This window comes from Enterobacter cloacae complex sp. IR5412, assembly GCF_049237385.1.
In the GTDB taxonomy this organism is placed as follows: Bacteria; Pseudomonadota; Gammaproteobacteria; order Enterobacterales; family Enterobacteriaceae; genus Enterobacter; species Enterobacter intestinihominis.
Genome location: NZ_JBMKHQ010000010.1, coordinates 43193 through 68988, shown reverse-complemented (window position 1 = coordinate 68988; position 25796 = coordinate 43193). Strand labels below are relative to the sequence as shown.

Annotated in this window: 19 protein-coding genes; 9 read left to right on the top strand and 10 right to left on the bottom strand. The window is 58.2% G+C overall.

Annotation, left to right across the window (positions count from 1 at the left end):
* Positions 1-2: 2 nt before the first annotated feature.
* The 3 genes from gsiB to iaaA are packed head-to-tail and all read right to left on the bottom strand — an operon-like array spanning position 3 to position 4386.
* Positions 3-1541 (bottom strand): glutathione ABC transporter substrate-binding protein GsiB, encoded by a 1539-nt coding sequence (gene gsiB / locus ACOTX2_RS17400; protein WP_032624586.1) that lies wholly within the window; start codon positions 1539-1541, stop codon positions 3-5.
* Positions 1542-1564: 23 nt separating this feature from the next.
* A complete protein-coding gene (gene gsiA / locus ACOTX2_RS17395; protein WP_063843884.1) occupies positions 1565-3436 on the bottom strand; it encodes a glutathione ABC transporter ATP-binding protein GsiA in 1872 nt (623 codons plus the stop codon).
* Positions 3437-3447: 11 nt separating this feature from the next.
* Positions 3448-4386 (bottom strand): beta-aspartyl-peptidase, encoded by a 939-nt coding sequence (gene iaaA / locus ACOTX2_RS17390; RefSeq protein ID WP_023299667.1) that lies wholly within the window; start codon positions 4384-4386, stop codon positions 3448-3450.
* A gap of 189 nt (positions 4387-4575) precedes the next feature.
* On the opposite strand from iaaA, the gene moeA reads away from it, so the two are divergent.
* On the top strand, positions 4576-5808 hold the full coding sequence (moeA, locus tag ACOTX2_RS17385) for a molybdopterin molybdotransferase MoeA (protein WP_063148413.1): 1233 nt from the start codon (positions 4576-4578) through the stop codon (positions 5806-5808).
* Position 5809: 1 nt separating this feature from the next.
* On the top strand, positions 5810-6562 hold the full coding sequence (gene moeB, locus ACOTX2_RS17380) for a molybdopterin-synthase adenylyltransferase MoeB (RefSeq protein WP_045308528.1): 753 nt from the start codon (positions 5810-5812) through the stop codon (positions 6560-6562).
* Positions 6563-6660: 98 nt separating this feature from the next.
* On the opposite strand, the gene fsa is transcribed toward moeB, so the two are convergent.
* Complete coding sequence (gene fsa, locus ACOTX2_RS17375; protein ID WP_048966437.1) at positions 6661-7323, bottom strand: fructose-6-phosphate aldolase; 663 nt, start codon at positions 7321-7323, stop codon at positions 6661-6663.
* A gap of 127 nt (positions 7324-7450) precedes the next feature.
* Between fsa and ACOTX2_RS17370 the strand changes: the two genes are divergently transcribed.
* From ACOTX2_RS17370 to ACOTX2_RS17355, 4 genes are all read left to right on the top strand, one after another.
* Positions 7451-8350, top strand: a complete 900-nt coding sequence (locus ACOTX2_RS17370) for a glycyl-radical enzyme activating protein (RefSeq protein WP_045621935.1) — start codon at positions 7451-7453, stop codon at positions 8348-8350.
* Between the two features lie 4 nt (positions 8351-8354).
* Positions 8355-10787, top strand: a complete 2433-nt coding sequence (locus ACOTX2_RS17365) for a formate C-acetyltransferase/glycerol dehydratase family glycyl radical enzyme (RefSeq protein WP_063148412.1) — start codon at positions 8355-8357, stop codon at positions 10785-10787.
* Positions 10788-10953: 166 nt separating this feature from the next.
* Complete coding sequence (locus ACOTX2_RS17360) at positions 10954-11769, top strand: Cof-type HAD-IIB family hydrolase (RefSeq protein WP_063148411.1); 816 nt, start codon at positions 10954-10956, stop codon at positions 11767-11769.
* A gap of 150 nt (positions 11770-11919) precedes the next feature.
* Entirely contained in the window at positions 11920-13176 is a 1257-nt protein-coding gene (locus tag ACOTX2_RS17355) for a DUF1479 domain-containing protein (protein ID WP_063148410.1), read from the top strand.
* Here ACOTX2_RS17355 and ACOTX2_RS17350 read toward each other — a convergent pair.
* Positions 13173-14246 carry a LacI family DNA-binding transcriptional regulator gene (locus tag ACOTX2_RS17350; RefSeq protein ID WP_032676354.1) on the bottom strand — a complete coding sequence of 358 codons (1074 nt, stop codon included), beginning with the start codon at positions 14244-14246 and terminating at the stop codon, positions 13173-13175. The genes ACOTX2_RS17355 and ACOTX2_RS17350 overlap by 4 nt on opposite strands.
* 285 nt (positions 14247-14531) lie before the next feature.
* Between ACOTX2_RS17350 and ACOTX2_RS17345 the strand changes: the two genes are divergently transcribed.
* Positions 14532-15833 (top strand): MFS transporter, encoded by a 1302-nt coding sequence (locus ACOTX2_RS17345; protein ID WP_023299659.1) that lies wholly within the window; start codon positions 14532-14534, stop codon positions 15831-15833.
* A 17-nt stretch (positions 15834-15850) separates the two neighbouring features.
* A complete protein-coding gene (locus ACOTX2_RS17340; RefSeq protein ID WP_063148409.1) occupies positions 15851-18214 on the top strand; it encodes a TIM-barrel domain-containing protein in 2364 nt (787 codons plus the stop codon).
* A gap of 92 nt (positions 18215-18306) precedes the next feature.
* On the opposite strand, the gene ACOTX2_RS17335 is transcribed toward ACOTX2_RS17340, so the two are convergent.
* Positions 18307-19902, bottom strand: coding sequence for an ABC-F family ATPase (locus ACOTX2_RS17335; protein ID WP_023299657.1), 1596 nt, complete (start codon positions 19900-19902; stop codon positions 18307-18309).
* 222 nt (positions 19903-20124) lie between these two features.
* On the opposite strand from ACOTX2_RS17335, the gene ldtB reads away from it, so the two are divergent.
* A complete protein-coding gene (gene ldtB / locus ACOTX2_RS17330) occupies positions 20125-21045 on the top strand; it encodes a L,D-transpeptidase (protein ID WP_003858435.1) in 921 nt (306 codons plus the stop codon).
* A 41-nt stretch (positions 21046-21086) separates the two neighbouring features.
* Here ldtB and ACOTX2_RS17325 read toward each other — a convergent pair whose 3' ends face one another.
* From ACOTX2_RS17325 to ACOTX2_RS17310, 4 genes are all read right to left on the bottom strand, one after another.
* Entirely contained in the window at positions 21087-21803 is a 717-nt protein-coding gene (locus tag ACOTX2_RS17325; RefSeq protein ID WP_015571043.1) for a GntR family transcriptional regulator, read from the bottom strand.
* Positions 21804-21817: 14 nt separating this feature from the next.
* The gene (locus ACOTX2_RS17320) at positions 21818-23140 is read right to left on the bottom strand and encodes a PTS sugar transporter subunit IIC (protein ID WP_063146188.1); all 1323 of its coding nucleotides are present in this window, start codon (positions 23138-23140) and stop codon (positions 21818-21820) included.
* A gap of 51 nt (positions 23141-23191) precedes the next feature.
* On the bottom strand, positions 23192-24568 hold the full coding sequence (locus ACOTX2_RS17315; RefSeq protein WP_063148408.1) for a glycoside hydrolase family 1 protein: 1377 nt from the start codon (positions 24566-24568) through the stop codon (positions 23192-23194).
* A 161-nt stretch (positions 24569-24729) separates the two neighbouring features.
* Positions 24730-25770 (bottom strand): aldo/keto reductase, encoded by a 1041-nt coding sequence (locus ACOTX2_RS17310; protein ID WP_063148407.1) that lies wholly within the window; start codon positions 25768-25770, stop codon positions 24730-24732.
* Positions 25771-25796: the final 26 nt, after the last annotated feature.

The window sequence follows — 25796 nt, the reverse complement described above, 5'->3', positions numbered from 1 at the left end:
TTTTATTTTAGATCCGCGTCATCAAAGCTAAAGCCCGTATCCGGCATGATGTAAAAACCGGTCAGCGCTTTATTGTGGGCTGAGACCAGTTTTTCCACCACCAGCGGCACCCACGGCGACTCTTTCCAGATAATGTCCTGCGCCTCTTTGTACAGGCGCGCTTTCTCTTCCGGTTTGGTGGTTTTCAGGGCATCGGCCAGATCCTTATCCACCTGCGGATTACTGTAGAACGCGGTATTGAACAGCGTTGGCGGCCAGTTCTGGGAAGCAAACAGCGGCGACAGGGACCAGTCCGCTTCACCGGTTGAAGCCGTCCAGCCGGTGTAGAACATCCGCACGCCGCTCTCTTTCTGTCCTTTGCCTTCCACTTCCGCCGCGCGCTGTCCAGCATCCATCGCCGTGACCCTGGCTTTAATGCCCACCTGTGCCAGCTGCTGCTGGGTAAATTGCAGCACCTTCTGCGCGGTACTGTGGTTATGCGACGACCACAGCGTGGTGCTAAAGCCGTTCGGATAGCCCGCCTCTTTCAGCAGTTCCCGCGCTTTCGCCGGATCGTACGGCCACGGCTGATAGCTCTGCGCGTACTCAATGGTTGGCGGCATCACGCCCGTCGCCGGGGTGGCGTAGCCGGCAAAGGCCACCTTCACCAGTGCCTGGCGGTTAATGGCGTAGTTGATGGCTTCGCGCACCTTCGGGTTATCGAACGGTTTCTGCGTGACGTTCATGCTGATGTAGCGCTGCATAATCGACGGGCTGGCCACCAGCTCCAGCTTGCTGTTTTTCGCCAGCAGCGCTGCCTGTTCGTAGGGGATCGGGAAGGCAAACTGCGCTTCGCCGGTTTGCAGCATCGCGGCGCGGGTATTGTTGTCCACGACCGGCCGCCAGGTGAGGGTATCCAGCTTCGGCAGCCCCGGCTGCCAGTATCCGGCGAATTTCTTCACCTTCACATAATCGGTCTGGTTCCAGGTAAGCAGTTCGTACGGTCCGGTCCCCACCGGGTGGAAGCCAATCTCTTTGCCGTATTTCTTTAACGCCGCAGGGGAAATCATCACCGTCGCGGGATGCGCCAGGATATTGATAAACGCCGAGAACGGCTCTTTGAGGGTGATCTTCACCGTCGCCGGATCAACCACCTCGGTTTGGGCGATATTTTTATACAGGTTGTAGCGCTTAAGACCGTTTTCCGGATTGCTGGCTCGGTCCAGGTTGACCTTAACCGCCTCGGCGTTGAAGTCGGTGCCGTCCTGGAACTTCACGCCGGTACGGAGCTTAACGGTATAGACCAGCCCGTCGTCCGACACGGTATAGCCTTCCGCCAGCACGTTTTTCAGCTTCATCTCGCGGTCCAGGCCGAATAGCCCCTGGTAGAAGGATTTTGCCACCGCCTGAGAAAGGGTGTCGTTAGCATCATACGGATCCAGCGTCGTGAAGTTAGACCCCACAGCCACCACCACGTCTTTCGCCGCGATCGCGGGGGCGGCGGCCAGCGCAGCCGTCACGCTCGCGGCAAGCAGCCATTGACGAGCAACAAAAGGAACCATTGTGTTCTCCTGCCTGTTGTAAGTTATAACCGCGAGAATGCATTGCCCTGACGCGGGGGTGCGACAAAATGACCGGGACCGACTTCACGCAGCGCCACGCGCTCCAGAGTTTCGCCCCGTTTACGAATATTGCTCGGCATTTCGTCCTGCAACAGCACGCGCTGGGCGTGACGATGCTCAGGATCGGCAACCGGTACGGCGGCCATCAGCTTGCGGGTGTACGGATGCTGCGGGTTTTCAAATACCGCCCGACGGGGGCCAATTTCAACAATTTGCCCCATGTACATCACCGCCACGCGATGGCTGATCCGCTCAACCACCGCCATATCGTGAGAGATAAACAGAAACGCAATGCCCAAATCCCGCTGTAAATCGAGTAGGAGATTGATGATTTGCGCGCGGATGGAGACATCCAGCGCTGACACGGACTCATCCGCAATCACCACTTTCGGATTCAGGGCCAATGCCCGGGCTATGCAGATACGCTGTCGCTGACCGCCAGAAAATTCGTGCGGATAACGCCAGGCATGCTCCGGCTTCAGGCCCACGCGCTCCAGCAGCCACGCGACGCGGCGCTGCGCGGCTTCACCGTCGAGCAGGTTGTGCACCCGCAGCGGCTCCATAATCGAGTACCCCACCGTATGGCGCGGATCGAGCGACGCATAAGGATCCTGAAAAATAAACTGAATATCCCGGCGTACCGCCTGCAATTTACCATTGGGGAGTGTATCGATGCGCTCACCGTTGAAGGTGATGCTCCCCTCCTGCGGCTCAACCAGCCTGAGCAGCGCCCGCCCGGTGGTGGATTTACCGCAGCCGGACTCCCCCACCAGCGCCAGCGTTTCGCCCGGCCAGAGATCAAAACTGACGTATTCAACCGCATGCACTTCGCGCTTCACGCGGTTAAGGATCCCGCTGCGCAGCGGGAAACGGGTCACCAGGTCACGCACTTCAAGGATCGGCCTGCCGGAAACCACCGTGTTCTGCTCGGTTTCGTCTTCCTGCTGGCCCTGTTCGGTCTGAGAGAACAGCGGAAAACGGCGCGGAAAATCACTGCCATTCATGGCGCCCAGACGCGGGACCGCCGCCAGCAGCGCTTTAGTATAAGGATGCACCGGCGTATGAAAGACCTGCTCCACCGAGCCGGTTTCCACGGCATTGCCCTGATGCATAACCAGCACCCGATCGGCAATATCCGCCACCACCCCCATATCGTGGGTGATGAATATCACCCCCATCTCCATCTCCTGCTGCAACACCTTAATCAGTTGCAGGATCTGGGCCTGAATGGTGACATCCAGCGCCGTGGTGGGTTCGTCCGCAATGAGCACCGCCGGACGGCACGACAGCGCCATCGCAATCATCACCCGCTGGCGCATGCCACCGGAAAGCTGATGCGGATAGCGGGACAAAATCGCGTGCGCCTCAGGGATACGTACCAGCTCCAGCATCCGTTTAGCTTCGTTGAGCGCCTCATCACCGCTCAATCCCTGATGCAGGCGGATAGATTCGGCAATCTGCTCGCCCACCGGGAAGACCGGGTTCAGGGAGGTCATCGGCTCCTGAAAAATCATCGCAATATCCGCCCCGCGCACCCCCTGCATCCGGGACGCGCTCAGCTCGTTGAGATCGATAACCTGACGGTTGCGACGGCGCAACAGCATCCGCTCGCTGGTGACCTGCCCGCCCGTCTGCTCAAGCAGACGCATCAGCGCCAGCGCGGTAACCGATTTACCGGATCCGGACTCGCCGACAATCGCCAGCGTCTCGCCGCGCCTGAGCGAAAACGATAAATTCTGTACTGCAGGGATGAACTGCCGCTCTTCCTGAAAGGCAATATTCAGTTGGTGGACAGCCAGCACTTCGCAGTTGTCCAGCTCTTCACTGTGCGGCACGCAATGCCCCCTTATTCACGATAAATGCCTGTGCTGGGCGCATCGCCGGCATACCCCCACGCCCGGTACATCCCTTCACTGTTGAACGGCAGCGCCACGTTGCCCTCCCGATCCACCGCGATTAAGCCACCTTCTCCGCCCAAGGCTGGCAGTTTCTCCATTACCACCCGCTCGCAGGCCTCACTCAGGCTTAATCCGCCGTAATCCATTAGCGCGGTAATGTCGTAGGCCGCCAGCGCGCGGATAAACACTTCGCCGGTTCCGGTGCATGACACCGCCGCCGTGGCGTTATTAGCGTAACACCCGGCCCCCGGCAGCGGACTGTCGCCGACGCGTCCGGGAAGCTTGTTGGTCATACCGCCTGTCGACGTCGCGGCGGCGAGGTTACCGGCTTTATCCAGCGCCACCGCGCCTACCGTGCCCATTTTGCTGCGTTCATCGAGCGGCGCGGCATGGTCCAGCTGCGTCATCCCCGCTGTACGGGCCTCCAGCAACTGCCGGTAACGCTCCTCGGTGGAAAAAAGATCGGGCGAGACCGTATCCATCCCGTGCTCGACGGCAAATTTCTCCGCCCCCGCCCCGGTCAGCAGCACATGCGGGCTTTGATCCATCACCAGACGCGCGGCCAGTACGGGATTGCGCAGTCGGCTGACGCCCGCCACCGCCCCCGCTTTCAGGGTGATACCGTCCATCACGCAGGCATCCAGTTCATGCGTTTCATCGCGCGTAAAGACCGAGCCAATACCGGCATTAAACAGCGGACACTCCTCCAGCAGGCGCACCGCTTCGGTCACCACGTCCAGCGCGCTTTCGCCCGCTTCCAGCATGCGCTGGCCTGTTTCCACAATGGCGTTCAGCGCATCAATATAACGCTTCTCCTGCTCGGGACTGAGCTGTGCACGGGTGATTGCCCCGGCACCGCCATGAATTGCGATAACCGCTTTACTCATTTCGCATCACCCATCAGCCTGGCTGGCTGCTTTTTCTATAAATATCATTATCGTCGACGAATCTTCAGATGATTTTTGAATATAGAAAGACGCAACTGTGATGTAAAGCGTACACCCATCGGGTCATACAGTTAGCCGCACTTTTCTGCCATAATGAGCGCTTTCGTTGTAACTCCGCAGGAGCCCACCATGGATTTTACCGCCGGACTGATGCCGCTTGAGACGGCACTCTCGCAGATGCTTGATCGTATTACTCCCCTGCACAACGTTGAGACGCTGCCGCTTGTGCGCTGTTTTGGCCGTATTGCCGCGCGCGATATCGTCTCGCCGCTGAACGTTCCGGGGTTCGATAACGCGGCGATGGACGGCTATGCCGTACGTCTGGCGGATTTGCAAACGGGTCAGCCGCTGCCGGTGGCAGGTAAAGCCTTAGCCGGGCAGCCGTTCAACGGTGAGTGGCCAGCGGGCACCTGCGTGCGCATTATGACCGGCGCGCCGGTGCCAAAGGGCTGTGAAGCCGTGGTGATGCAGGAAGAGACCGAACTAACGGACGACGGCGTGCGTTTTACCGCCAGCGTCAAAGCGGGACAGAATATCCGCCACATCGGGGAAGACATTACCCTCGGCGCAACGGTCTTTGCCGCCGGGCAAAAACTGACGGTCGCCGAACTGCCGGTGCTGGCATCGCTTGGCATCGCGGAGATTGACGTTGTCCGCAAGGTACGCGTGGCGGTGTTCTCCACGGGAGACGAGCTACAGCTTCCGGGTCAGCCGCTGAACGAGGGGCAGATTTACGACACCAACCGTCTGGCGGTGCACCTGATGCTTGAGCAACTGGGCTGCGAGGTGATTAACCTCGGCATCATTCCTGACGATCCGGAGAAACTGCGCACGGCGTTTATCGACGCGGACGCCTCTGCCGACGTGGTGATCAGCTCCGGGGGCGTTTCGGTTGGCGAAGCGGATTACACCAAAACCCTGCTTGAAGAGCTGGGTGAAATCGCCTTCTGGAAGCTGGCGATTAAACCGGGCAAACCGTTCGCGTTTGGCAAACTTCCGCACAGCTGGTTCTGTGGCCTGCCGGGTAACCCGGTCTCTGCCGCGCTGACCTTCTACCAGCTGGTGATCCCGCTGCTGGCGAAGCTTTCAGGCAACAATGCCAGCCCGCTTCCGGAACGTGTGCGCGTGCGGGCGGCAACGCGCCTCAAAAAATCACCGGGCCGTCTCGATTTCCAGCGCGGCATTCTGGCGCGCAACGCCGACGGCGAGCTGGAGGTGAGCACCACCGGGCATCAGGGTTCGCACATCTTTAGCTCCTTCAGTCAGGGTAACTGCTTTATCGTGCTGGAGCGCGATCGCGGCCACGTTGAGGCGGGCGAATGGGTTGAAGTGGAACGCTTTAACCACCTGTTCGGAGGCTGACATGACGGTGGAACTGAGCGACCCGGAGATGATGCGCTATAACCGCCAGATCGTGCTGCGCGGGTTTGATTTCGAGGGCCAGGAAGCGCTCAAGGCGGCCAGCGTGCTGGTTGTGGGTCTTGGCGGGCTGGGCTGCGCGGCAGCGCAATATCTGGCTGCGGCGGGCGTCGGCCGCATGACGCTGCTGGATTTCGATACCGTGTCGGTGTCGAACCTGCAACGCCAGACGCTGCACAGCGACGCGACGGTTGGTCAGCCGAAAGTGGAATCTGCGCGCACGGCGCTGGCGCGAATTAACCCCAACGTTCAGTTCACCCTGATTGACGCGATGCTGGATGACGACGCGCTGTTTGCGCAGATTGCTCGGCATGACCTGGTGCTGGACTGCACCGATAACGTCGCCGTTCGCAACCAGCTCAATGCGGGCTGCTTTGCCCATAAAACGCCGCTAATTTCCGGCGCGGCCATCCGCATGGAGGGGCAAATCAGCGTTTTCACCTACGCTGAGGGAGAGCCCTGCTACCGCTGCCTGAGCCGTCTGTTTGGCGAGAATGCGCTGACCTGCGTCGAGGCGGGCGTGATGGCGCCGCTGGTTGGGGTGATTGGTTCCTTGCAGGCGATGGAGGCGATTAAGGTGCTGGCGCATTACGGCACGCCCGCAGCGGGCAAAATCGTGATATATGACGCGATGACCTGCCAGTTCCGCGAGATGAAGCTGATGCGTAATCCGGGGTGTGAGGTGTGCGGAGGTTAAACCCTGCTGCGGCCTGATGCCCTCACCCCGGCCCTCTCCCACAGGGAGAGGGAGAAAATCGTAGGCCGGGTAAGCGTCAGCGCCACCCGGCAACAGCATCAAATAGACGTCCGCCCAAACGCCCCCTGCCAGTCCTGCTCAAACTTCACAATTGCCGCATCTACTGCCGGAGAGGTAATAAACTGCTGCGCCACGTCCAGCGGCAGCGTGATGGACTCGCACCCTGCCAGCAGGCAGTCCAGCGCCTGGCGCGGGGTTTTAAAGCTCGCGGCGAGCACCTTTGACTGCGGTGCGTGCAGCGTCAGCAATTGTTGCAGTTCAATCACCGTCTGGATCCCGTCCCCGCCCTGCGCGTCCACGCGGTTCACGTAAGGGGCCACATACTCAGCACCCGCCAGCGCGGAGAGCATCCCCTGCGCTGCGCCGTATACCGCGGTACCCAGGGTCGGGATCCCTTCTGCTTTCAGCATTTTGATCGCCGCCAGCCCTTCAGCGGTCACGGGCACTTTCACCACCAGGTCATTGATTATCGCGCGCAGCTTACGCGCGTCTTCCACCATCCCCTCGGCGGTCTTCGCCATCACCTGGGCGAACAGCCGGCCCCTGCCGCCCAGCGCGTCGTGCAGCGCGGGCAGCAGTTCTTCCAAAGGCGTTTTACCCGCCGCCACAATGCTTGGGTTAGTGGTCACGCCCGCCAGCGGGAAGATACGCGCCAGCTTTTTGACTGCCGCAACGTCAGATGTGTCGAGATAAAGTTCCATGATGTCACCCTCAAAATTAGCCTGCATTTACCCTATCACGAGAAAACCTGCTCATGAATTGACCCATATCAAGATAACTTTCATTCGAAAGTAATTTAATCTTCATATGTAATTAGAGGGCAAAAAAATGATCTTCAACATACAGCGTTACTCCACCCACGACGGCCCCGGTATTCGAACCGTGGTGTTCCTGAAAGGCTGCTCGCTGGGCTGTCGCTGGTGCCAGAACCCGGAAAGCCGCTCCCGCACGCGGGAAGTCCTGTTTGACGCCCGTCTGTGTCTGGACGGCTGTGACCTGTGTCAGCAGGCCGCGCCAGGGTGTGTTGAACGTGCGCTGAACGGGTTGATCATCCATCGTGAAAAATTAAGTGAAAAGACGCTCACTGCCCTCACCGACTGCTGCCCGACGCAGGCACTTACCGTCTGCGGTGAAGAGAAGCAGGTGGAGGAGATTATGGCCACCGTGCTGCGCGACAAGCCCTTCTACGACCGCAGCGGCGGCGGGATCACCCTCTCCGGCGGCGAGCCGTTCATGAACCCGGCGCTGGCACATGCCCTGTTTAAAGCCAGCCATGAACAAGGCATTCATACCACCGTTGAAACCTGCCTTCACGTCCCCTGGCATTATATCGAGCCGTCACTGCCGTATGTCGATCTGTTCCTGGCGGACCTGAAGCATGTGGACAGTGACGTATTCAAACAGTGGACCGATGGCTCTGCTAAGCGGATCCTGGACAACCTAAAGCGCCTGGCTACCGTCGGGAAGAAGATCACCATCCGCGTGCCGCTGATCCAGGGCTTTAACGCCGATGAAGCGTCGGTTACCGCCATTACCAACTTCGCCGCCGATGAACTCGGCGTCGATGATATTCATTATCTGCCGTATCACACGCTGGGCATGAACAAATACACCCTGCTCGGCCAACCCTACTCTGCCCCTGACAAACCGCTGGATAACCCTGCCCTGCTGGACTTCGCGCAGCAGTATGCCTGCCAGAAAGGGTTAACCGCGACCTTACGAGGATAAACTTATGACCACCCTGAATCTCAACACCCTCAGCGAGCGCATCAAGGCGCACAAAACGGCTCTGGTGCATATCGTTAAGCCGCCGGTTTGTACCGAACGCGCGCAGCACTATACCGAAATGTATCAGCAGCATCTGGACAAGCCGATCCCGGTACGTCGCGCGCTGGCCCTCGCCCACCACCTGGCAAAACGTACCATCTGGATCAAGCACGACGAGCTGATTATCGGTAACCAGGCCAGCGAAGTGCGTGCCGCGCCGATCTTCCCGGAATATACCGTCTCCTGGATTGAGAAAGAGATTGACGATCTGGCGGACCGTCCAGGTGCAGGCTTTGCGGTGAGCGAAGAGAATAAACGCGTTCTGCATGAAATCTGCCCGTGGTGGCGCGGCCAGACGGTACAGGATCGCTGCTACGGTATGTTTACTGACGAGCAGAAGGGCCTGCTGGAAACCGGCATCATCAAAGCGGAAGGTAACATGACCTCCGGTGACGCACACCTGGCGGTGAATTTCCCGCTGGTGCTGGAGAAAGGGCTCGACGGCCTGCGCGCGAAAGTAGCCGAGCGCCGCTCGCGCATCAACCTGACGGTACTGGACGATCTGCACGGCGATCAGTTCCTGAAAGCCATTGATATCGTGCTGGAAGCCGTAAGCCTGCACATCAGGCGCTTCGCCGATCTGGCTCGTGAGATGGCCGCCAGCGAAACCCGCGACAGCCGCCGCGACGAGCTGCTGGCGATGGCGGAAAACTGCGACATCATCGCCCACCAGCCGCCAAAAACCTTCTGGCAGGCGCTACAGCTGTGCTACTTCATTCAGCTGATCCTGCAAATTGAGTCCAACGGTCACTCCGTCTCCTTTGCCCGTATGGACCAGTACCTTTACCCGTACTATCGCCGCGACGTGGAGCTGGACCAGAGCCTGGATCGCGAGCACGCCATCGAGCTACTGCACAGCTGCTGGCTGAAGCTGCTGGAGGTGAACAAAATCCGCTCCGGCTCGCACTCCAAAGCCTCTGCGGGCAGCCCGCTGTATCAGAACGTCACCATCGGCGGCCAGAAGCTGGTCAACGGCGAGCCAATGGACGCGGTCAACCCGCTCTCCTACGCAATTCTGGAATCCTGCGGCCGTCTGCGCTCCACCCAGCCAAACCTGAGCGTGCGTTACCACGCGGGGATGAGCAACGACTTCCTCGACGCCTGCGTGCAGGTGATCCGCTGCGGCTTCGGGATGCCGGCGTTTAACAACGATGAAATCGTCATCCCGGAATTTATCAAGCTCGGCGTGGAACGAGAGGACGCGTATGACTATGCGGCGATTGGCTGCATCGAAACCGCCGTCGGCGGAAAGTGGGGCTATCGCTGCACCGGCATGAGCTTTATCAACTTCGCTCGCGTGATGCTGGCAGCGCTGGAAGGCGGTCGCGATGCCATCAGCGGCCAGGTATTCCTGCCGCAGGAAAAAGCGCTTTCGGCCGGTAATTTCGGCAATTTCGACGAAGTGATGGCGGCGTGGGATAACCAGATCCGCTACTACACCCGCAAATCCATTGAGATCGAGTACGTGGTGGACACCATGCTGGAAGAGAACGTCCACGATATTCTCTGCTCGGCGCTGGTGGATGACTGCATCGAACGCGCGAAAAGCATTAAGCAGGGCGGCGCGAAGTATGACTGGGTTTCCGGCCTTCAGGTGGGGATCGCCAACCTCGGTAACAGCCTGGCCGCGGTGAAGAAGCTGGTGTTTGACCAGGGCGTTATCGGTCAGCAACAGCTGGCGGCGGCGCTGGCGGATGACTTCGAGGGGCTGACCCACGAGCAGCTGCGCCAGCGCCTGATCAACGGCGCGCCGAAGTACGGCAACGACGACGACAGCGTGGACCTGCTGCTGACCCGTGCCTACGAAACCTACATTAAAGAACTGAAGCAGTATCACAACCCACGCTACGGCCGTGGCCCAATTGGGGGTAACTACTACGCGGGCACGTCGTCTATCTCCGCAAACGTGCCGTTTGGCGCAGCAACCATGGCGACGCCGGACGGACGTAAAACGCACACCCCGCTGGCGGAAGGGGCAAGCCCGGCCTCCGGTACCGACCACCTCGGCCCGACGGCGGTGATTGGCTCCGTGGGTAAACTGCCGACGGAAGCGATCCTCGGCGGCGTGCTGCTTAACCAGAAGCTGAACCCGTCGACGCTGGAAAACGACAGCGATCGCCAGAAGCTGATGGTGCTGCTGCGCACCTTCTTCGAGGTGCATAAAGGCTGGCATATTCAGTACAACATTGTCTCGCGCGAAACGCTGCTGGAAGCGAAGAAACACCCTGATCAGTATCGTGACCTGGTGGTGCGCGTCGCGGGTTACTCGGCGTTCTTCACCGCCCTGTCACCGGATGCGCAGGACGATATTATTGCCCGTACCGAGCATACACTGTAAAAAAACGCCCGGTGGCGCTTCGCTTACCGGGCTTACATTGTCTCCCCGTAGGCCGGGTAAGGCGAAGCCGCCACCCGGCTTTCTGACTTTCATTCGAAATTAAATTTGTGCTCCCCGTCACCTTGTTATTAGAATGTTTCAAAACGCAGTGACCCAGGAGCACAGTATGACCGTAAAAGTTATCGTCACCGATATGGACGGAACTTTCCTTGATGATGCCAAGCAGTACGATCGTGACCGCTTCCAGGCACAGTTTGAGCAGCTTAAAGCCCGTAACATCGAATTTGTTGTCGCCAGCGGCAACCAGTATTACCAGCTCATCTCCTTTTTCCCGGAGCTGAAAGATCAGATCTCCTTCGTCGCGGAAAACGGCGCGCTGGTGTTCGACCACGGCGAACAGATTTTCAACGGTGAGCTAACGCGTCATGAGTCGCAGATCGTCATTGGCGAGTTGCTGAAAGACAAAGGGCTGAACTTTGTAGCCTGCGGGCTGGAGAGCGCGTACGTCAGCGATAAGGCTCCAGAAGCGTTCGTGAAGCTGATGTCGAAACACTACCATCGCTTAAAACCCATCAGCGATTACCGCGACATTGAAGACGTGCTGTTTAAATTCTCCCTGAACCTGCCGGACAGCGATATCCCGAATCTGGTCGATAAACTGCATGTCTCCCTGGACGGCATCATGAAGCCGGTTACCAGCGGCTTCGGTTTTGTCGATTTGATTATCCCGGGCCTGCACAAAGCCAACGGCATCAGTCGTCTGCTGAAACGCTGGAAAGTCTCCCCGCAGGCGTGCGTGGGCATTGGCGACAGCGGCAACGATGCGGAAATGCTGAAGCTGGTGAAATATTCATTTGCGATGGGCAATGCGGCGGAAAGCATTCAAGCGGTCAGCCGTTACACTACCGACGATAACAACCATCAGGGCGCGCTGAATGTGATTCAGGCCGTGCTCGACGCCCACTCCCCGTTCGACGCCTGATCCCCTACCTGCCGGAGCCTCGCTCCGGCCCCTTCACTCTTTTTCCATCCTGTGGCGCCCGTCAAGGTTTTAAACTTGCATTAACTTATTTTTAACTTAAAGTATCACTTGTAGACACTTTTACTTTCGAATGAAAGATGCGAGGCAGTTATGACCTTTACCAGCGAAACGTTGCCAGCGGACCACAAAGCGGCAATTCGTCAGATGAAACGCGCGCTACGGGCCCAGATCGGTGACGTGCAGGCAGTGTTCGACCGGCTTAGCGACAAAATCGCCGCCCGCGTGGCGGAAATTAACGCCCTTAAAAATAAAGGTGAATCCGTATGGCCGGTAATCCCCTTTACGGATGTGAAAAACGGTACGATCACCGCCGAACAGCGCGAAGCGGTTAAACGTCGCGGCTGCGCGGTGATCAAAGGCCACTTCCCGCGCGAGCAGGCGCTGGCATGGGATCAATCGATGCTCGACTACCTCGATCTGAATAAGTTTGACGAGGTTTACAAAGGACCCGGCGATAACTTCTTTGGCACCTTAACGGCCTCTCGCCCGGAGATTTATCCGATCTACTGGTCTCAGGCGCAAATGCAGGCGCGCCAGAGTGAAGAGATGGCACAGGTACAGTCGTTCCTGAATCGTTTATGGACATTTGAGAGCAACGGTAAGCAGTGGTTCGACCCGGACGTGAGCCTAATTTATCCGGACCGCATTCGCCGCCGCCCACCAGGAACAACCTCGAAAGGACTTGGCGCACACACCGATTCCGGCGCGCTGGAGCGCTGGCTGCTGCCCGCTTATCAGCAGGTCTTTGCCCGCGTGTTTGACGGCAACGTTGAAAAATACGATCCGTGGAATGCTGCGCACCGTACCGAGGTGGAAGAGTACACGGTGGATAACACCACCAAATGCTCCGTGTTCCGCACCTTCCAGGGCTGGACGGCACTGTCGGACATGATCCCCGGCCAGGGGCTGCTGCACGTGGTGCCGATCCCGGAAGCGATGGCTTACATTCTGCTGCGTCCGCTGCTGGACGACGTGCCGGAAGACGAACTGTGCGGCGTGGCGCCGGGGCGCGTGCTGCCGATTTCTGAGAAGTGGCATCCGCTGCTCATCGAAGCGTTGACCAGCATTCCCGCGCTGGAAGCCGGTGATTCTGTCTGGTGGCACTGCGATGTGATCCACTCGGTCGCGCCGGTGGAAAACCAACAGGGCTGGGGCAACGTGATGTATATTCCTGCCGCGCCGATGTGCGAGAAAAACCTCGCCTACGCGAAAAAGGTCAAGGAAGCGCTGGAAACCGGCGCGTCACCGGGAGATTTCCCGCGCGAGGATTATGAGAAAAGCTGGCAGGACCGTTTCACCGTGAACGATCTGAACATCCACGGCAAGCGCGCGCTGGGCATGGCTTAACTGTCGTAAAGCCCTTCCCGCTCAACGGCGGTGCGTCGTTTTCCCTGACGTATCCGCCGTACCGATTCCCGCACGGCCAGCGTGCCGTTTAGCAGCAATGTTCCGACCGGCGCGTCCGGGCGCATCAGCCGCTGCTGGAGCATATATACCGCTTCTGTTCCCAGCTCATCGCGCGGGACATGCACCGCCGTCAGAGGCACATCCTGAATCGCCGCGAGATTAAAGCCGTCGATGCTCATCACCGAGACATCCTGCGGCACGCGCAGACCGTGTTTTTGCAGGGCGCTGATGGTCCCCGCCGCCATAAAGTCGCCGCCCACCAGGAACGCCGTCGGCAGATCTTTCCCTTTTTGCTGGTGAAGCCACTCACTCACCAGCTGCTCCGTCTCTTTGGCGCTGAAGCTTGGCACCATCAGCAGATCGCGCCGGTCGCTAAACCTGAGGTTATGGCCGTGCCACGCGTCGCGGATCCCCGACAGGCGCAGCTCCATGGTATAGCGACGCAAACACAGCACATTCATCACCTCCCGGTGCCCCATCTCGAACAGGTACTCCGCCGCCCGCTCGCCAATGGCGCGGTGATCCGGCGCGACGGCGGGCAGGCGCATGTGGCGGTCCCGGCAGTTAATCAGCATGCAGGGTTTGCCCACGTCTACCGCCAGATCGTGGATATGCGGATCGTCGATACCGAGGAGGATCGCCGCCTGGGTGTCCACTTCGTTCATGCGGGCCAGAAACAGCTGGGCGTCGCTGTCGTTCTCCTCCAGCGCACAGTAACGCAGGCGAACCTCGTGCGAGGCCAGCCCTTTGCTCACGCTCTGGATGACGCGGTAGTAAAAGATGTCAGACCGCTCGTCAAACGCCCGCTGCGGGGCAAACACCATCAGGCTGTTAAGCAACAGACGCCCCGCCGCCATGCCCTCTATTACCCCCAGCTCCCGCGCGCATGCCAGCACCGTTGCCCGTGCTTTTTCGCTGGTGTTTGCCTTCCCCGCCAGCACGCGGGAAACGGTGCTGATGGAGAGCCGGGTACGGGCGGCGATTTCGGTGATTTTAAGCCTTTTATCCATTTTGTGATCTGGCTCCGGATGTGAAATGAAAAAATTTTCACAACATCTTTATCAGGTAATAACTTGCGAGAAGGCCATAATGCCGAAAATTAAACCTCGGTTATGAGAAAGTTTGCACAAAATCCACTATTTCCTGCTCAATTTCTCTCTTAAGGTGAACCTGTCACACAACTTCCATACTAGTTGTATAGCAGCTTAGCACTCTAAAACAGATAACTTTCAAACGCCTGACGCTGTGTGACATCTGAACCTTTGTCCCTTACCGTCCGTCTTGTGGAGAAGAAAATGAGTCAGGACATCAACAACACCGTTGCGACAAGCAAAACCCGTCGCGTCATTAAGAATCTGCGCTGGTACGTACTGGTGCTGTTTCTTCTTGGCGTGACCGTAAACTACATCACCCGTAACTCGTTAGGTATTCTCGCCCCCGAGCTGAAAGAGAGCCTTGGTATCACCACCGAGCAATACTCGTGGATCGTCGGCGCGTTCCAGATCGCCTATACCATTTTCCAGCCCCTTTGCGGCTGGCTGATTGACGTTATCGGCCTCAAGATTGGCTTTATGGTCTGCGCCGGGATTTGGGCGCTGATGTGTATCTTCCACGCAGGTGCCGGGAGCTGGCTGCATCTCGCGATCCTGCGCTTCTTTATGGGCGCGTCCGAAGCCGCCGCCACGCCAGCGAACGCCAAAACCATCGGTGAATGGTTCCCGAAATCAGAGCGTCCTGTTGCCGCCGGTTGGGCGGGCGTGGGCTTCTCCATCGGTGCGATGCTGGCTCCGCCAATCATTTACTTCGCTCATGCGTCGTTCGGCTGGCAGGGTGCGTTTATGTTTACCGGCGTACTGGCGCTGCTGTGGGTGATCCTGTGGTGGATCTTCTATCACAACCCGGAGCAGCACCCGAACCTGAGCCGCGACGAGCTGGCGTTTATCAAACAGGATAACGAACCCGCACCGGTCAGGCTGCCCTTTCTGACCGCGCTGAAAACCGTCTCGAAGAACAAACGGTTCTACGGTATCGCCATTCCGGCCTTTATGGCGGAACCCGCCTGGGCGGTGCTGAGCTTCTGGGTGCCGCTGTACCTCGCCAAAGAGCACGGCATGGATTTGAAACAGATCGCGATGTTCGCCTGGCTGCCGTTCCTCGCCGCCGACCTCGGCAGCGTGGCGAGCGGCTACCTCACCCGGCTTTACACCCGCTGGTTCGGCTGCACCCGCGTCAACTCGGTGGTGGCAAGTTCAGTGACCGGCGCGTTTCTGATGATTTCTCTGGCCGTTGTGGCCGTGACCCGCGACCCGTATATCACCATCGTGCTGATCTCCATCGGCGGTTTCGGCCACCAGATTATCTCCTGCATGCTGAGCGCGCTGGTCGTGGAGTCGTTCGACAAGGGCCAGATGGCGACGGTTAACGGCATGCGCGGCTCGGCGGCGTGGATCGCCAGCTTCCTGTTCTCCCTTTTGATTGGGGTGACCGCCGACAAAATCGGCTTCAACCCGCTCTTTATCGCCATGGGCTTCTTTGACCTGATTGGCGCTTTCTTCCTGGTGGCATTTATTGCTGAACGTCGCGCCAAGCGCGCCTGATAGTGGATGTATTGCATATGAAAACCCTGAAAAACTGGACCATCGATACGCAGTCAGCGAATCATCTGGAACTGCTGGTGGATAACCAGCACCGTCTGTGCCTGTATGTGCTGGAAGAGAATCTGTTCCGCGTGCTGATCAAGCGTAAAGGCCAGCTGGCGCTGGACCGCACCTGGAGCATCGCGCCGGAACAAGACGTACCGTGGGAAGGCCGCCGTCGTGACGATGTCAGCGGCTTCACCTGCCCGGCCTGGACACTGACGCAGCAGGGCGATGCGTTAACCGCAGCGACCGAACAGCTGCGCGTCACCGTCCACCAGCCCCTGTGGCTGGAGTGGCACTACCGCAATGAAGCGGGCGAGTGGCAGCCGTTGGTCAATGACCGCCCGACCAGCGCCTACCTGCTGAACGCCCACGGTGACGGCGTGGCGCACTATCTCAGCCGTCGCAATGATGAACGTTTTTACGGTCTGGGTGAGAAAGCGGGTGATTTACAGCGCAACGGCAAACGCTATGAGATGCGTAACCTGGACGCGATGGGCTATAACGCCGCCAGCACCGATCCGCTGTACAAGCACATCCCGTTCACCCTCACCCGTCGCGATGACGTGAGCTACGGCCTGTTCTACGATAACCTGAGCAGCTGCTGGCTGGATCTGGGTAACGAGATCGACAACTATCACACCGCCTACCGCCGCTGGCAGGCGGAAGCGGGCGATATTGACTACTACCTCTTCACCGGCAAGCGCGTGCTGGACGTGACGAAAGCCTTCGTGCGCCTGACGGGGAAAACGCTGTTCGGACCGAAGTGGAGCCTGGGCTACAGCGGCTCAACCATGCACTACACCGACGCGCCGGACGCGCAGGACCAGCTGATGAACTTCATCCGCCTGTGCGATGAGCATGCCATTCCGTGCGACTCGTTCCAGCTCTCCTCCGGCTATACCTCGATTAACGGCAAGCGCTACGTCTTTAACTGGAATTACGACAAAGTGCCGCAGCCGAAGGTGATGAGCCAGGCGTTCCACGACGCGGGGCTGCGGCTTGCGGCAAACATCAAGCCGTGTCTGTTGCAGGATCATCCCCGCTACGGCGAAGTAGCGGAACGCGGCCTGTTCATTCGCGATTCAGAAACCGATGCGCCTGAACGTTCCAGCTTCTGGGATGACGAAGGATCGCATCTCGATTTCACCAACCCGCAGACGGTGCAGTGGTGGCAGAACGGCGTGACCACGCAGCTGCTGGAGATGGGCATCGACTCCACCTGGAACGACAACAACGAGTATGAAGTGTGGGACGGGGAAGCGCGCTGCTATGGCTTCGGCCAGGAGATCGCCATTAAGCATATTCGCCCGGTGATGCCGCTGCTGATGATGCGCGCCTCGCTGGAAGCACAGCAGCGCTTTGCGCCGGATAAACGTCCGTATCTGATCTCCCGCTCCGGCTGTGCCGGAATGCAGCGCTACGTTCAGACCTGGAGCGGCGACAACCGTACCAACTGGGACACCCTGCGCTACAACATCCGCATGGGCCTGGGCATGAGCCTGTCCGGACTGTTCAACGTCGGTCACGACGTCGGCGGTTTCTCCGGCGACAAGCCGGATGCCGAGCTGTTCGTGCGCTGGGTACAGAACGGCGTGATGCATCCGCGCTTTACCATCCACTCGTGGAATGACGATCGCACCGTGAACGAACCGTGGATGTACCCGGGCGTGACCCCTGCGATTCGCAGCGCCATTGAACTGCGCTATCGCCTGCTGCCGTACCTCTACACCCTGCTCTGGCAGGCGCACGCCGACGACGAGCCGATGCTGCGCCCGACCTTCCTCGATCATGAGCACGATGCGCAGACCTTTGAAGAGTGCGACGACTTCCTGCTGGGCCGTGACCTGCTGGTGGCCAGCGTCGTCGAAGCCGGGCAGCGCGAGCGCCGCGTCTGGCTGCCGGATAACGAAACCGGCTGGTACGATTTTTACACCCACGCGTGGTATGCGGGCGGGCAATCGATCGTCCTTGATGCGCCGCTGGAAAAGCTGCCGCTTCTGGTGCGCGCCGGGGCCGGTTTGCCGCTCAGCGAACGCATCCGTCACGTGAGCGCCGATAAAGACGATACCCGCGAGCTAAAACTGTTCCCGGTGAAAGGCGTCGGCACCACCTCCGGGCTGCTGTTTGAGGATGACGGCGAAAGCTGGGGCTACCTGAACGGCAATGCGCTGTGGGTGGAATGGGAGATGGTGTGCGACGGCGCAAGTATCAACCTGAAGGTGAATGCGCGCGGCGACTATCGTCCGGCATGGAAGGCACTGAAGGTGTCGTTACCGACGGGGGAAAAACGTACGCTGCGGGTGAACGGGGTTGAAGGAGGCGAGTGGGTGGTTTAGTGCGGCCTGATGCCCTCACCCTAACCCTCTCCCACAGGGAGAGGGGATAGAACGTAGGCCGGGTAAGGCGAAGCCGCCACCCGGCTATTTTTTTAACTCTCGATACCTTTACTGCGCAGGTAATCTTCGTAGTTACCGGTGAAGTCCACCACGCGCTCTGGCGTAATTTCGATCACGCGGGTCGCCAGGGAGCTAACGAACTCACGGTCGTGAGAGACGAAGATCAGGGTGCCCTGATACATCTCCAGCGCCATGTTCAGGGATTCGATCGATTCCATATCCAGGTGGTTGGTTGGTTCGTCCATCACCAGGATATTCGGTTTTTCCATCATCAGCTTGCCGAACAGCATACGGCCCTTTTCACCACCGGAGAGCACTTTGGCGGGCTTTTTGATGTCGTCCTGGCTGAACAGCAGACGCCCCAGAATGCTGCGTACCGCCTGCTCGTCGTCGCCTTCCTGCTTCCACTGGCTCATCCAGTCGAAGACGGTCAGATCGTTTTCGAACTCATATTCATGGTCCTGCGCGTAGTAACCAATCTGCGCGTTTTCAGACCATTTCACGGTACCGTTATCCGGTTGCATTTCGCCCACCAGAGTTTTCAGCAGGGTAGATTTACCCACGCCGTTGGCGCCCAGGATAGCAATCTTCTCGCCCACTTCCAGCAGCAGGTTGAAGTTTTTGAACAGCGGGCCTTCATCGAAGCCTTTGGTGAGGGCTTCCACTTCCAGCGCGTTACGGAACAGCTTCTTGTCCTGCTCGAAGCGGATGAACGGGTTCTGACGGCTGGAGGCTTTTACCTCTTCGAGCTTGATTTTGTCGATCTGACGGGCACGCGACGTTGCCTGGCGCGATTTAGAGGCGTTGGCGCTGAAGCGGCTCACGAAGGATTGCAGGTCCGCAATCTGCGCTTTCTTCTTGGCGTTGTCGGCAAGCAGACGTTCACGCGCCTGGGTTGCCGCCGTCATGTACTCATCGTAGTTGCCCGGATAAACGCGCAGCTCGCCGTAATCCAGATCCGCCATGTGCGTACACACCATGTTAAGGAAGTGACGGTCGTGCGAGATGATGATCATGGTGCTGTCGCGATCGTTCAGCGTCTGCTCCAGCCAGCGGATGGTGTCGATGTCCAGGTTGTTGGTCGGTTCGTCGAGCAGCAGGATGTCTGGATTAGAGAACAGCGCCTGCGCAAGCAGCACACGCAGCTTCCAGCCTGGCGCAACTTCGCTCATCGGACCATAGTGCTGTTCAACAGGAATGCCGACGCCCAGCAGCAGTTCGCCCGCACGCGCTTCCGCAGAATAACCGTCCATTTCGCCGTACTGCGTTTCCAGGTCGGCCACTTTGTAACCGTCTTCTTCGCTCATCTCAGCGAGACCGTAGATACGATCGCGCTCCTGCTTCACTTCCCACAGCTCCGCATGCCCCATGATCACGGTGTCGAGCACGGTGAACTCTTCGAAGGCGAACTGATCCTGACGCAGCTTACCGATACGCTCGTTCGGGTCGAGCGACACGTTGCCCAGCGTCGGCTCCAGGTCACCGCCGAGGATCTTCATAAAGGTGGATTTTCCGCTACCGTTGGCACCAATCAGGCCGTAACGGTTGCCGCCGCCAAATTTGACGGAAATATTTTCGAACAGCGGCTTACTGCCAAACTGCATAGTGACGTTGCTGGTAACTAACACGGAGAGATTCCTGCGAAAAGTGTGATAAACGCGGCATTATGCCACAATTCCGAATTGAGATCCTGTGTTGCGGTAATCCACTAAACTTTAACAAAATCGAAAAAAATGTGATTTCGTACACATCTGAATTCCCAGTTAACGGGAATGCACATATAATGCGCTCCCATTACAGATTCAGACTTCTCAACTCATCGCCAGAATGGCTTAGATACCTCGCATAACATGAACATGAAATTAACAACGCTTTTTGCGGCGGCGTTAGCCGTAGTAGGTTTTTGTAAGACCGCGTCTGCGGTGACGTATCCCCTGCCAACAGACGGAAGCCGTCTGGTGGGTGAAAACCAGGTGGTGACAGTTCCGGAAGGTAACACTCAGCCGCTGGAATACTTCGCGGCGCAGTATCAGCTCGGCCTGTCTAACATGCTGGAAGCGAACCCGGGCGTTGACCCGTATCTGCCGAAAGCGGGTACCGTACTCAACATTCCACAGCAGCTGATCCTGCCGGATACCGTGCACGAAGGTATCGTGATTAACAGCGCCGAAATGCGTCTGTATTACTACCCGAAAGGCACCAACACCGTGATCGTGCTGCCTATCGGTATCGGTCAGCTGGGTAAAGACACCCCGCTGAACTGGACCACCAAAGTGGAGCGTAAGAAAGCGGGCCCAACCTGGACGCCGACCGCCAAAATGCACGCTGAGTACATTGCTGCCGGTGAACCGCTACCGGCCGTTGTGCCTGCTGGCCCGGATAACCCGATGGGTCTGTACGCGCTGTACATTGGTCGTCTGTATGCCATCCACGGTACTAACGCCAACTTCGGTATCGGCCTGCGCGTAAGCCACGGCTGCGTACGTCTGCGTAATGAAGACATCAAATTCCTGTTCGATAACGTGCCGGTCGGTACGCGCGTGCAGTTCATTAACGAACCGGTGAAAGCGACGTCAGAGCCGGACGGCAGCCGTTACATTGAAGTGCATAACCCGCTGTCCACCAGCGAAGATCAGATCAACAACAACGAAATCGTACCGATTAAGCTGACCAGCGCGGTGCAGTCCGTTACCTCTCAGGCGGATGTTGACACGACCATCGTTGATCAGGCGATTCAGAACCGTTCCGGTATGCCGGTGCGTTTGAACTAATCGCGAGCACGAACAAAGCGGGCCTCGAGGCCCGCTTTTTTTTATCCGTTATTCACAATTACGATGCCGCCATGGTCATAGCGATAGTGACAATGGGCGTACTCCAGCGGCGTACCATCTTCCAGATAGATCACCTGCTCCACCTCCAGCACCGGGTCGGTTGGCTCACAGACCAGATGCTGCATATCCAGCGCACTGGGCTTCAGCGCCCGCACCACACGATACGATCCCATGATCTTCAGCCCCAGCGTCTCCTGCACATACCGGAATACCGAACTTTCAAGATGGGTTTTGTTCAGCCCGGGCACCAGATTGAGCGGCATCACCGTGGCATCCAGGGACATCGGCTCACCGTTGAGTAAACGCAGACGGATGAAGTCATAGATCGGCGTATCCGGATTTATCATCAGCGAGGCCTGCTCTTTCTCGTTCGGGAAGCGAAGTTCGAAGTGCACCACCTGGCTCGTCACCGTGCCTAAATGTTCCCAGGTTTTGGTCGCCCCAAAGTAGTCGCTGCCGGAGAGATCCCACTGGGAAAGCTGGAGGAAATTTTTGCGGATGAACGTGCCCTGTCCCTGCCGGGTATAGACCAGCCCTTCTACGATCAGCTGACGCATCGCCTGCTGAATGGTCATCCGGCTGGTGCTGAATTCCGCCGCCAGCGCGAACTGGTCCGGCAACGGTTCATTGGCGGCGTACTGCTGGGTAATAATGCGTTTCTTAATTTCCCGCGCTATGGTGATGTACTTCGCCGCCATCTTCCTTCCTTAAATTAGTTTTCTGTCCCGCTGTTTTTCAAGGCCACTCGCTCGGCCACCTTGAGGAAAGGCAGGTAGAAGAATACACCAAATACGATGATTGCCAACTGCACCACCACCGCCCGCCAGTCCCCCGCCGTCGCCAGCCAGGCGCTGAGGATCGGCGGCGTGGTCCACGGGATCATCACCACGCAGCGCGACATCAGACCCAGCGTGGTACAGAGCCACGCAAAGTAAATCCCGATGGCGGGCAGCAGCACAAACGGGATCATCAGCGGCAGGTTAAAGACAATCGGCAGGCCGAAAATCACCGGCTCGTTGATGTTGAACAGACCCGGCGCCAGTGACAGACGCGCCACCTGCTTCGCTGATTTCTGTCTTGAGAAGATGAAGATAGCGATCAGCAATGAGATAGTGCTGCCCGTCCCGCCCACCATGCCAAAGGTCGGCACAAAAATGTTGTTGATGATGTGTGGGATCGGCTGGCCGTTGGCAAAGGCCAGCATGTTCTCGTTGGTGTTGATCAGCAGAAACGGCTCCAGCACCACGCTGTTGACTACCGACTGATGAATACCGAGCGTGAACAGGAAGTTACCGAAGCTGTAAATGAAGATCGTCCCGGGCAGACTGGTGTTGATCAGCCGCAGCGGCTGCTGAATGAATGTCGTAATGAGATGGATCAGATCCGTATGCAGCACGTTCGCCAGTATGGCCGCCAGCACCGCAAACAGGGAGAGCGTAAGGATTGTCGGGATCAGCGCGGTAAAGGATTTGCTCACCGCCGGAGGCACGTTCTCCCCCAGCGAAATGTGCAGCGCCTTCAGCCGTGAAATGGCGATAAACAGCTCGGTTGAGAGCAGCCCAATCAGCACCCCGGCGAAAATGCCGGTGGAGCCGATATTGGCGAACGTCAGCACCTGGGTGACGTTCACCGTGGCGTCGCTGCCGACAGGCGTAATCTGTAAGCGCATCGGCATCATGATGATGAAGCTGCTGACGGCGATAACCACTGCCGAGACCGGATTGTCGAAATCTTTGTTGCGCGCCAGCGACCAGGCGATCATCGGCGCCAGCAGCAGCGCGGCGATGTTCAGCGTGCCGTTGATAATCGCCTCGCCCCACACCTTAAACTGCGTGAGCGTGTCGCCTTCCAGCACCCATGGAAACACGACGTTGTTCACCAGCACCGCCAGACCGGCGAGGATGAAAATCGGCATCACCGTGGCGAAAGCGTCCCGCAGGGATCGCAGGTGTACCTGGTTTGCCAGGCGCGCCGAGAACTCAACAAATTTATCGACAAAAGACTGCATGTGCGGTGTTATTTTTGTTTCAGACATAGCGGAGTATTCCCATCAATCAGTCACAAAAACGGCCCGGCAGCGTACGGCTTACATCTCGCGTCCGTTAGTATGGATAACCTGTTTTAACCACGCGTAGCTCTTCTTCGGCACGCGCTTAAGGTCTTTCAGGTCGTGATTTTCACGGTTGACGTAGACCACGCCGTAGCGCTTACGCATGTCACCCTGCGAGCTGAGAATGTCGATTAAGCCCCAGCCGAGGTAGCCCATTACCTCTGCCCCGTCCTCGAATATTGCCGCTTTCATCGCCTCGATGTGCGCCCGGTGGTAGTCGATGCGGTAGGTGTCCTCGATCGGGTTTACCCCGTCCCAGGACTCGATCACGCCGATGCCGTTTTCAATCGGGAATACCGGCATCCGCCAGTCGTTGGCATAGCGGGTGATGATGGTGCGAAAGCCCAGCGGGTCGATCTGCCAGTTCCACTCGGTGGCTTTCAGGTACGGGTTATTTTTCTCGCCATGCAGCAGGTAATGGTTCACCGGCGTGCCTTCCGGGATGGCATCGCTGTCCAGCGTTTTGCTGGCGTAATAGCTGAAGGCCAAAAAGTCGTTCTTCGTGCGCGCAAACAGCGCGAGATCGTCTGCGCGGTAGATATCACCGAAGCCCTCCTGCTCCACCACCGCCATCACCGCCGGGCTGTAGCCCTGTCCCGCGAAGACGCGCAGCAGGTTCTGGTTGAGGAATTCGTCGTACTGCTGGGCGCAGAAGATATCACGCGGTTTGCAGGTGGCCGGATAAATCAGCTGGTGCGCCAGCATGCCGCCCATCAGCTTGCCTGGCTTAGTCTGGTGCAGGTATTCGGTCAGAGTCATGTGCGCCACCATCGCATGGTGCTGAAGCTCATACAGCTCGCGCAGGGTTTGCTCGCCTTTCATGTAACCGGAAATGCGAAAAGCTTCCGGCATATGGAAAATGTTCTGCTCGTTGAAGGTCAGCCAGTACTTCACGCGATCGCCGTAGCAGTCGATCATCTTCTTGCCGTAGCGGATAAAGGCCTCCATCACCCGGCGGTCGTTGAAGCCGTTGTACTCCTGCGCCAGCGCCAGCGGCATATCGAAGTGGTAGAGGCAGACCATCGGCTCAATACCGCGGGCGAGCAGATCGTTAATAAAGCGGTCGTAAAACGCGATACCTTCGGCGTTGAACTCGCCGTCACCCTGCGGGCAGACGCGGCTCCAGGAGATCTGGAAGCGGTAGCAGTTCATGCCCAGATCCTGCATTAGATCGAAATCTTCCCGGTAGCGGTGATAGGAGTCGGTCGCCACTTTCCAGTCGGAGATGTTTTCTCCTGCTTCCCGAATGTCATATACCGACATCCCCTTCCCGCCCTCATTCCATGCCCCTTCCGTCTGCATGCTGGATACCGAGTTGCCCCATAAAAAGTTGGCTTGCAGTGATTTGTTCATGGTCTCTCCCTATATGACTAGTCATTTAAATTTCATGACTAGTCATATAGATCGAGATCAAACATCAGGCAAAGAGAAGGAGTATTTTTTGTGAGGTGGGTTGAAATAAAGACCAGAGATAGTAGCCCCGGTAGGCGAAGCGCCACCGGGGAAAAGGAAGGTTACTGCTGCGCGAGCTGACTACGACGGTATTCCCCCTGCCGCTCCAGCATCCAGCCTGGATATTCGCGCGGCAGCGCGCTGACGGCATCAAGCTGTTTAAGCTCGTCTTCGCTTAAGCGGATCCCGGTGGCGGCAATATTATCGTCCAGCTGATCGACGCGTTTCGCACCAATAATGACGCTGGTCACCGCTTTTTGATGCAGCAGCCATGCCAGCGCGATTTGCGCCACGGAGACGCCCCTACGCTCGGCAATGACGCGCATTACGTCCACGCAGTCGAAGGCGCGATCTTTATTCACCGGCGGGAAGTCAAATTCCAGACGGCGGCCTCCGGTTTCGCTCTGCCCGTCACGACCGTATTTTCCGCTCAGCAGGCCGCCCGCCAGCGGGCTCCAGACCATCAATCCGACGCCTTCGCTCTGCATCATCGGCACCAGCTCGCGCTCCAGGTCACGTCCGGCAATGGTGTAATACGCCTGCAACGATGCGAAACGCGCCAGCCCAAGACGTTCAGAAATACCGAGCGCTTTGGCAATCTGCCACGCAGTCCAGTTCGAGACGCCGATGTATCGCACGTGACCGTGCTGCACAAGGTTATCCAGTGCGTAAAGCGTCTCCTCGATGGGGGTCGCGGGGTCGAAACCGTGCAGCTGATAGAGATCGATATGATCGAGCTGCAGGCGGCGCAGGCTCTCCTTTACGCTGTCGATAATGTGATAGCGCGAGCCGCCGCGTGAGTTCACTCCCGCCGTGCCCGTTTCACCAAACACCTTTGTGGCGACCACCACGTTTTCACGTGGAACGCTCAGGTTTTTCAGCGCCTGCCCGAGGATCTCCTCCGAGCGTCCTTCCGAATAGACGTCGGCAGTGTCGATAAAGTTGATGCCCGCGTCCAGCGCGCGGCCCACCAGCTGCTCGGCTTCGTTTTGCCTTAGCTGGCCAATCTTGCCCCACATGCCGCCCTCGCCGCCGAAGGTCATGGTGCCGAGGCAGAGTTCAGAAACAAACAGTCCGGTATTGCCCAGTTTTTGATAACGCATAACGCTTTCCTCGCATGTCGATTGGG

What these genes read in the sequence shown, in the direction of transcription:
- gsiB (WP_032624586.1), bottom strand. Translation starts at nt 1,541, where the DNA reads ATGGTTCCTTTTGTTGCTCGTCAATGGCTGCTTGCCGCGAGCGTGACG.
- iaaA (WP_023299667.1), bottom strand. Translation starts at nt 4,386, where the DNA reads ATGAGTAAAGCGGTTATCGCAATTCATGGCGGTGCCGGGGCAATCACC.
- moeA (WP_063148413.1), top strand. Translation starts at nt 4,576, where the DNA reads ATGGATTTTACCGCCGGACTGATGCCGCTTGAGACGGCACTCTCGCAG.
- moeB (WP_045308528.1), top strand. Translation starts at nt 5,810, where the DNA reads ATGACGGTGGAACTGAGCGACCCGGAGATGATGCGCTATAACCGCCAG.
- fsa (WP_048966437.1), bottom strand. Translation starts at nt 7,323, where the DNA reads ATGGAACTTTATCTCGACACATCTGACGTTGCGGCAGTCAAAAAGCTG.
- ACOTX2_RS17370 (WP_045621935.1), top strand. Translation starts at nt 7,451, where the DNA reads ATGATCTTCAACATACAGCGTTACTCCACCCACGACGGCCCCGGTATT.
- ACOTX2_RS17365 (WP_063148412.1), top strand. Translation starts at nt 8,355, where the DNA reads ATGACCACCCTGAATCTCAACACCCTCAGCGAGCGCATCAAGGCGCAC.
- ACOTX2_RS17360 (WP_063148411.1), top strand. Translation starts at nt 10,954, where the DNA reads ATGACCGTAAAAGTTATCGTCACCGATATGGACGGAACTTTCCTTGAT.
- ACOTX2_RS17355 (WP_063148410.1), top strand. Translation starts at nt 11,920, where the DNA reads ATGACCTTTACCAGCGAAACGTTGCCAGCGGACCACAAAGCGGCAATT.
- ACOTX2_RS17350 (WP_032676354.1), bottom strand. Translation starts at nt 14,246, where the DNA reads ATGGATAAAAGGCTTAAAATCACCGAAATCGCCGCCCGTACCCGGCTC.
- ACOTX2_RS17345 (WP_023299659.1), top strand. Translation starts at nt 14,532, where the DNA reads ATGAGTCAGGACATCAACAACACCGTTGCGACAAGCAAAACCCGTCGC.
- ACOTX2_RS17340 (WP_063148409.1), top strand. Translation starts at nt 15,851, where the DNA reads ATGAAAACCCTGAAAAACTGGACCATCGATACGCAGTCAGCGAATCAT.
- ldtB (WP_003858435.1), top strand. Translation starts at nt 20,125, where the DNA reads ATGAACATGAAATTAACAACGCTTTTTGCGGCGGCGTTAGCCGTAGTA.
- ACOTX2_RS17325 (WP_015571043.1), bottom strand. Translation starts at nt 21,803, where the DNA reads ATGGCGGCGAAGTACATCACCATAGCGCGGGAAATTAAGAAACGCATT.
- ACOTX2_RS17320 (WP_063146188.1), bottom strand. Translation starts at nt 23,140, where the DNA reads ATGTCTGAAACAAAAATAACACCGCACATGCAGTCTTTTGTCGATAAA.
- ACOTX2_RS17315 (WP_063148408.1), bottom strand. Translation starts at nt 24,568, where the DNA reads ATGAACAAATCACTGCAAGCCAACTTTTTATGGGGCAACTCGGTATCC.
- ACOTX2_RS17310 (WP_063148407.1), bottom strand. Translation starts at nt 25,770, where the DNA reads ATGCGTTATCAAAAACTGGGCAATACCGGACTGTTTGTTTCTGAACTC.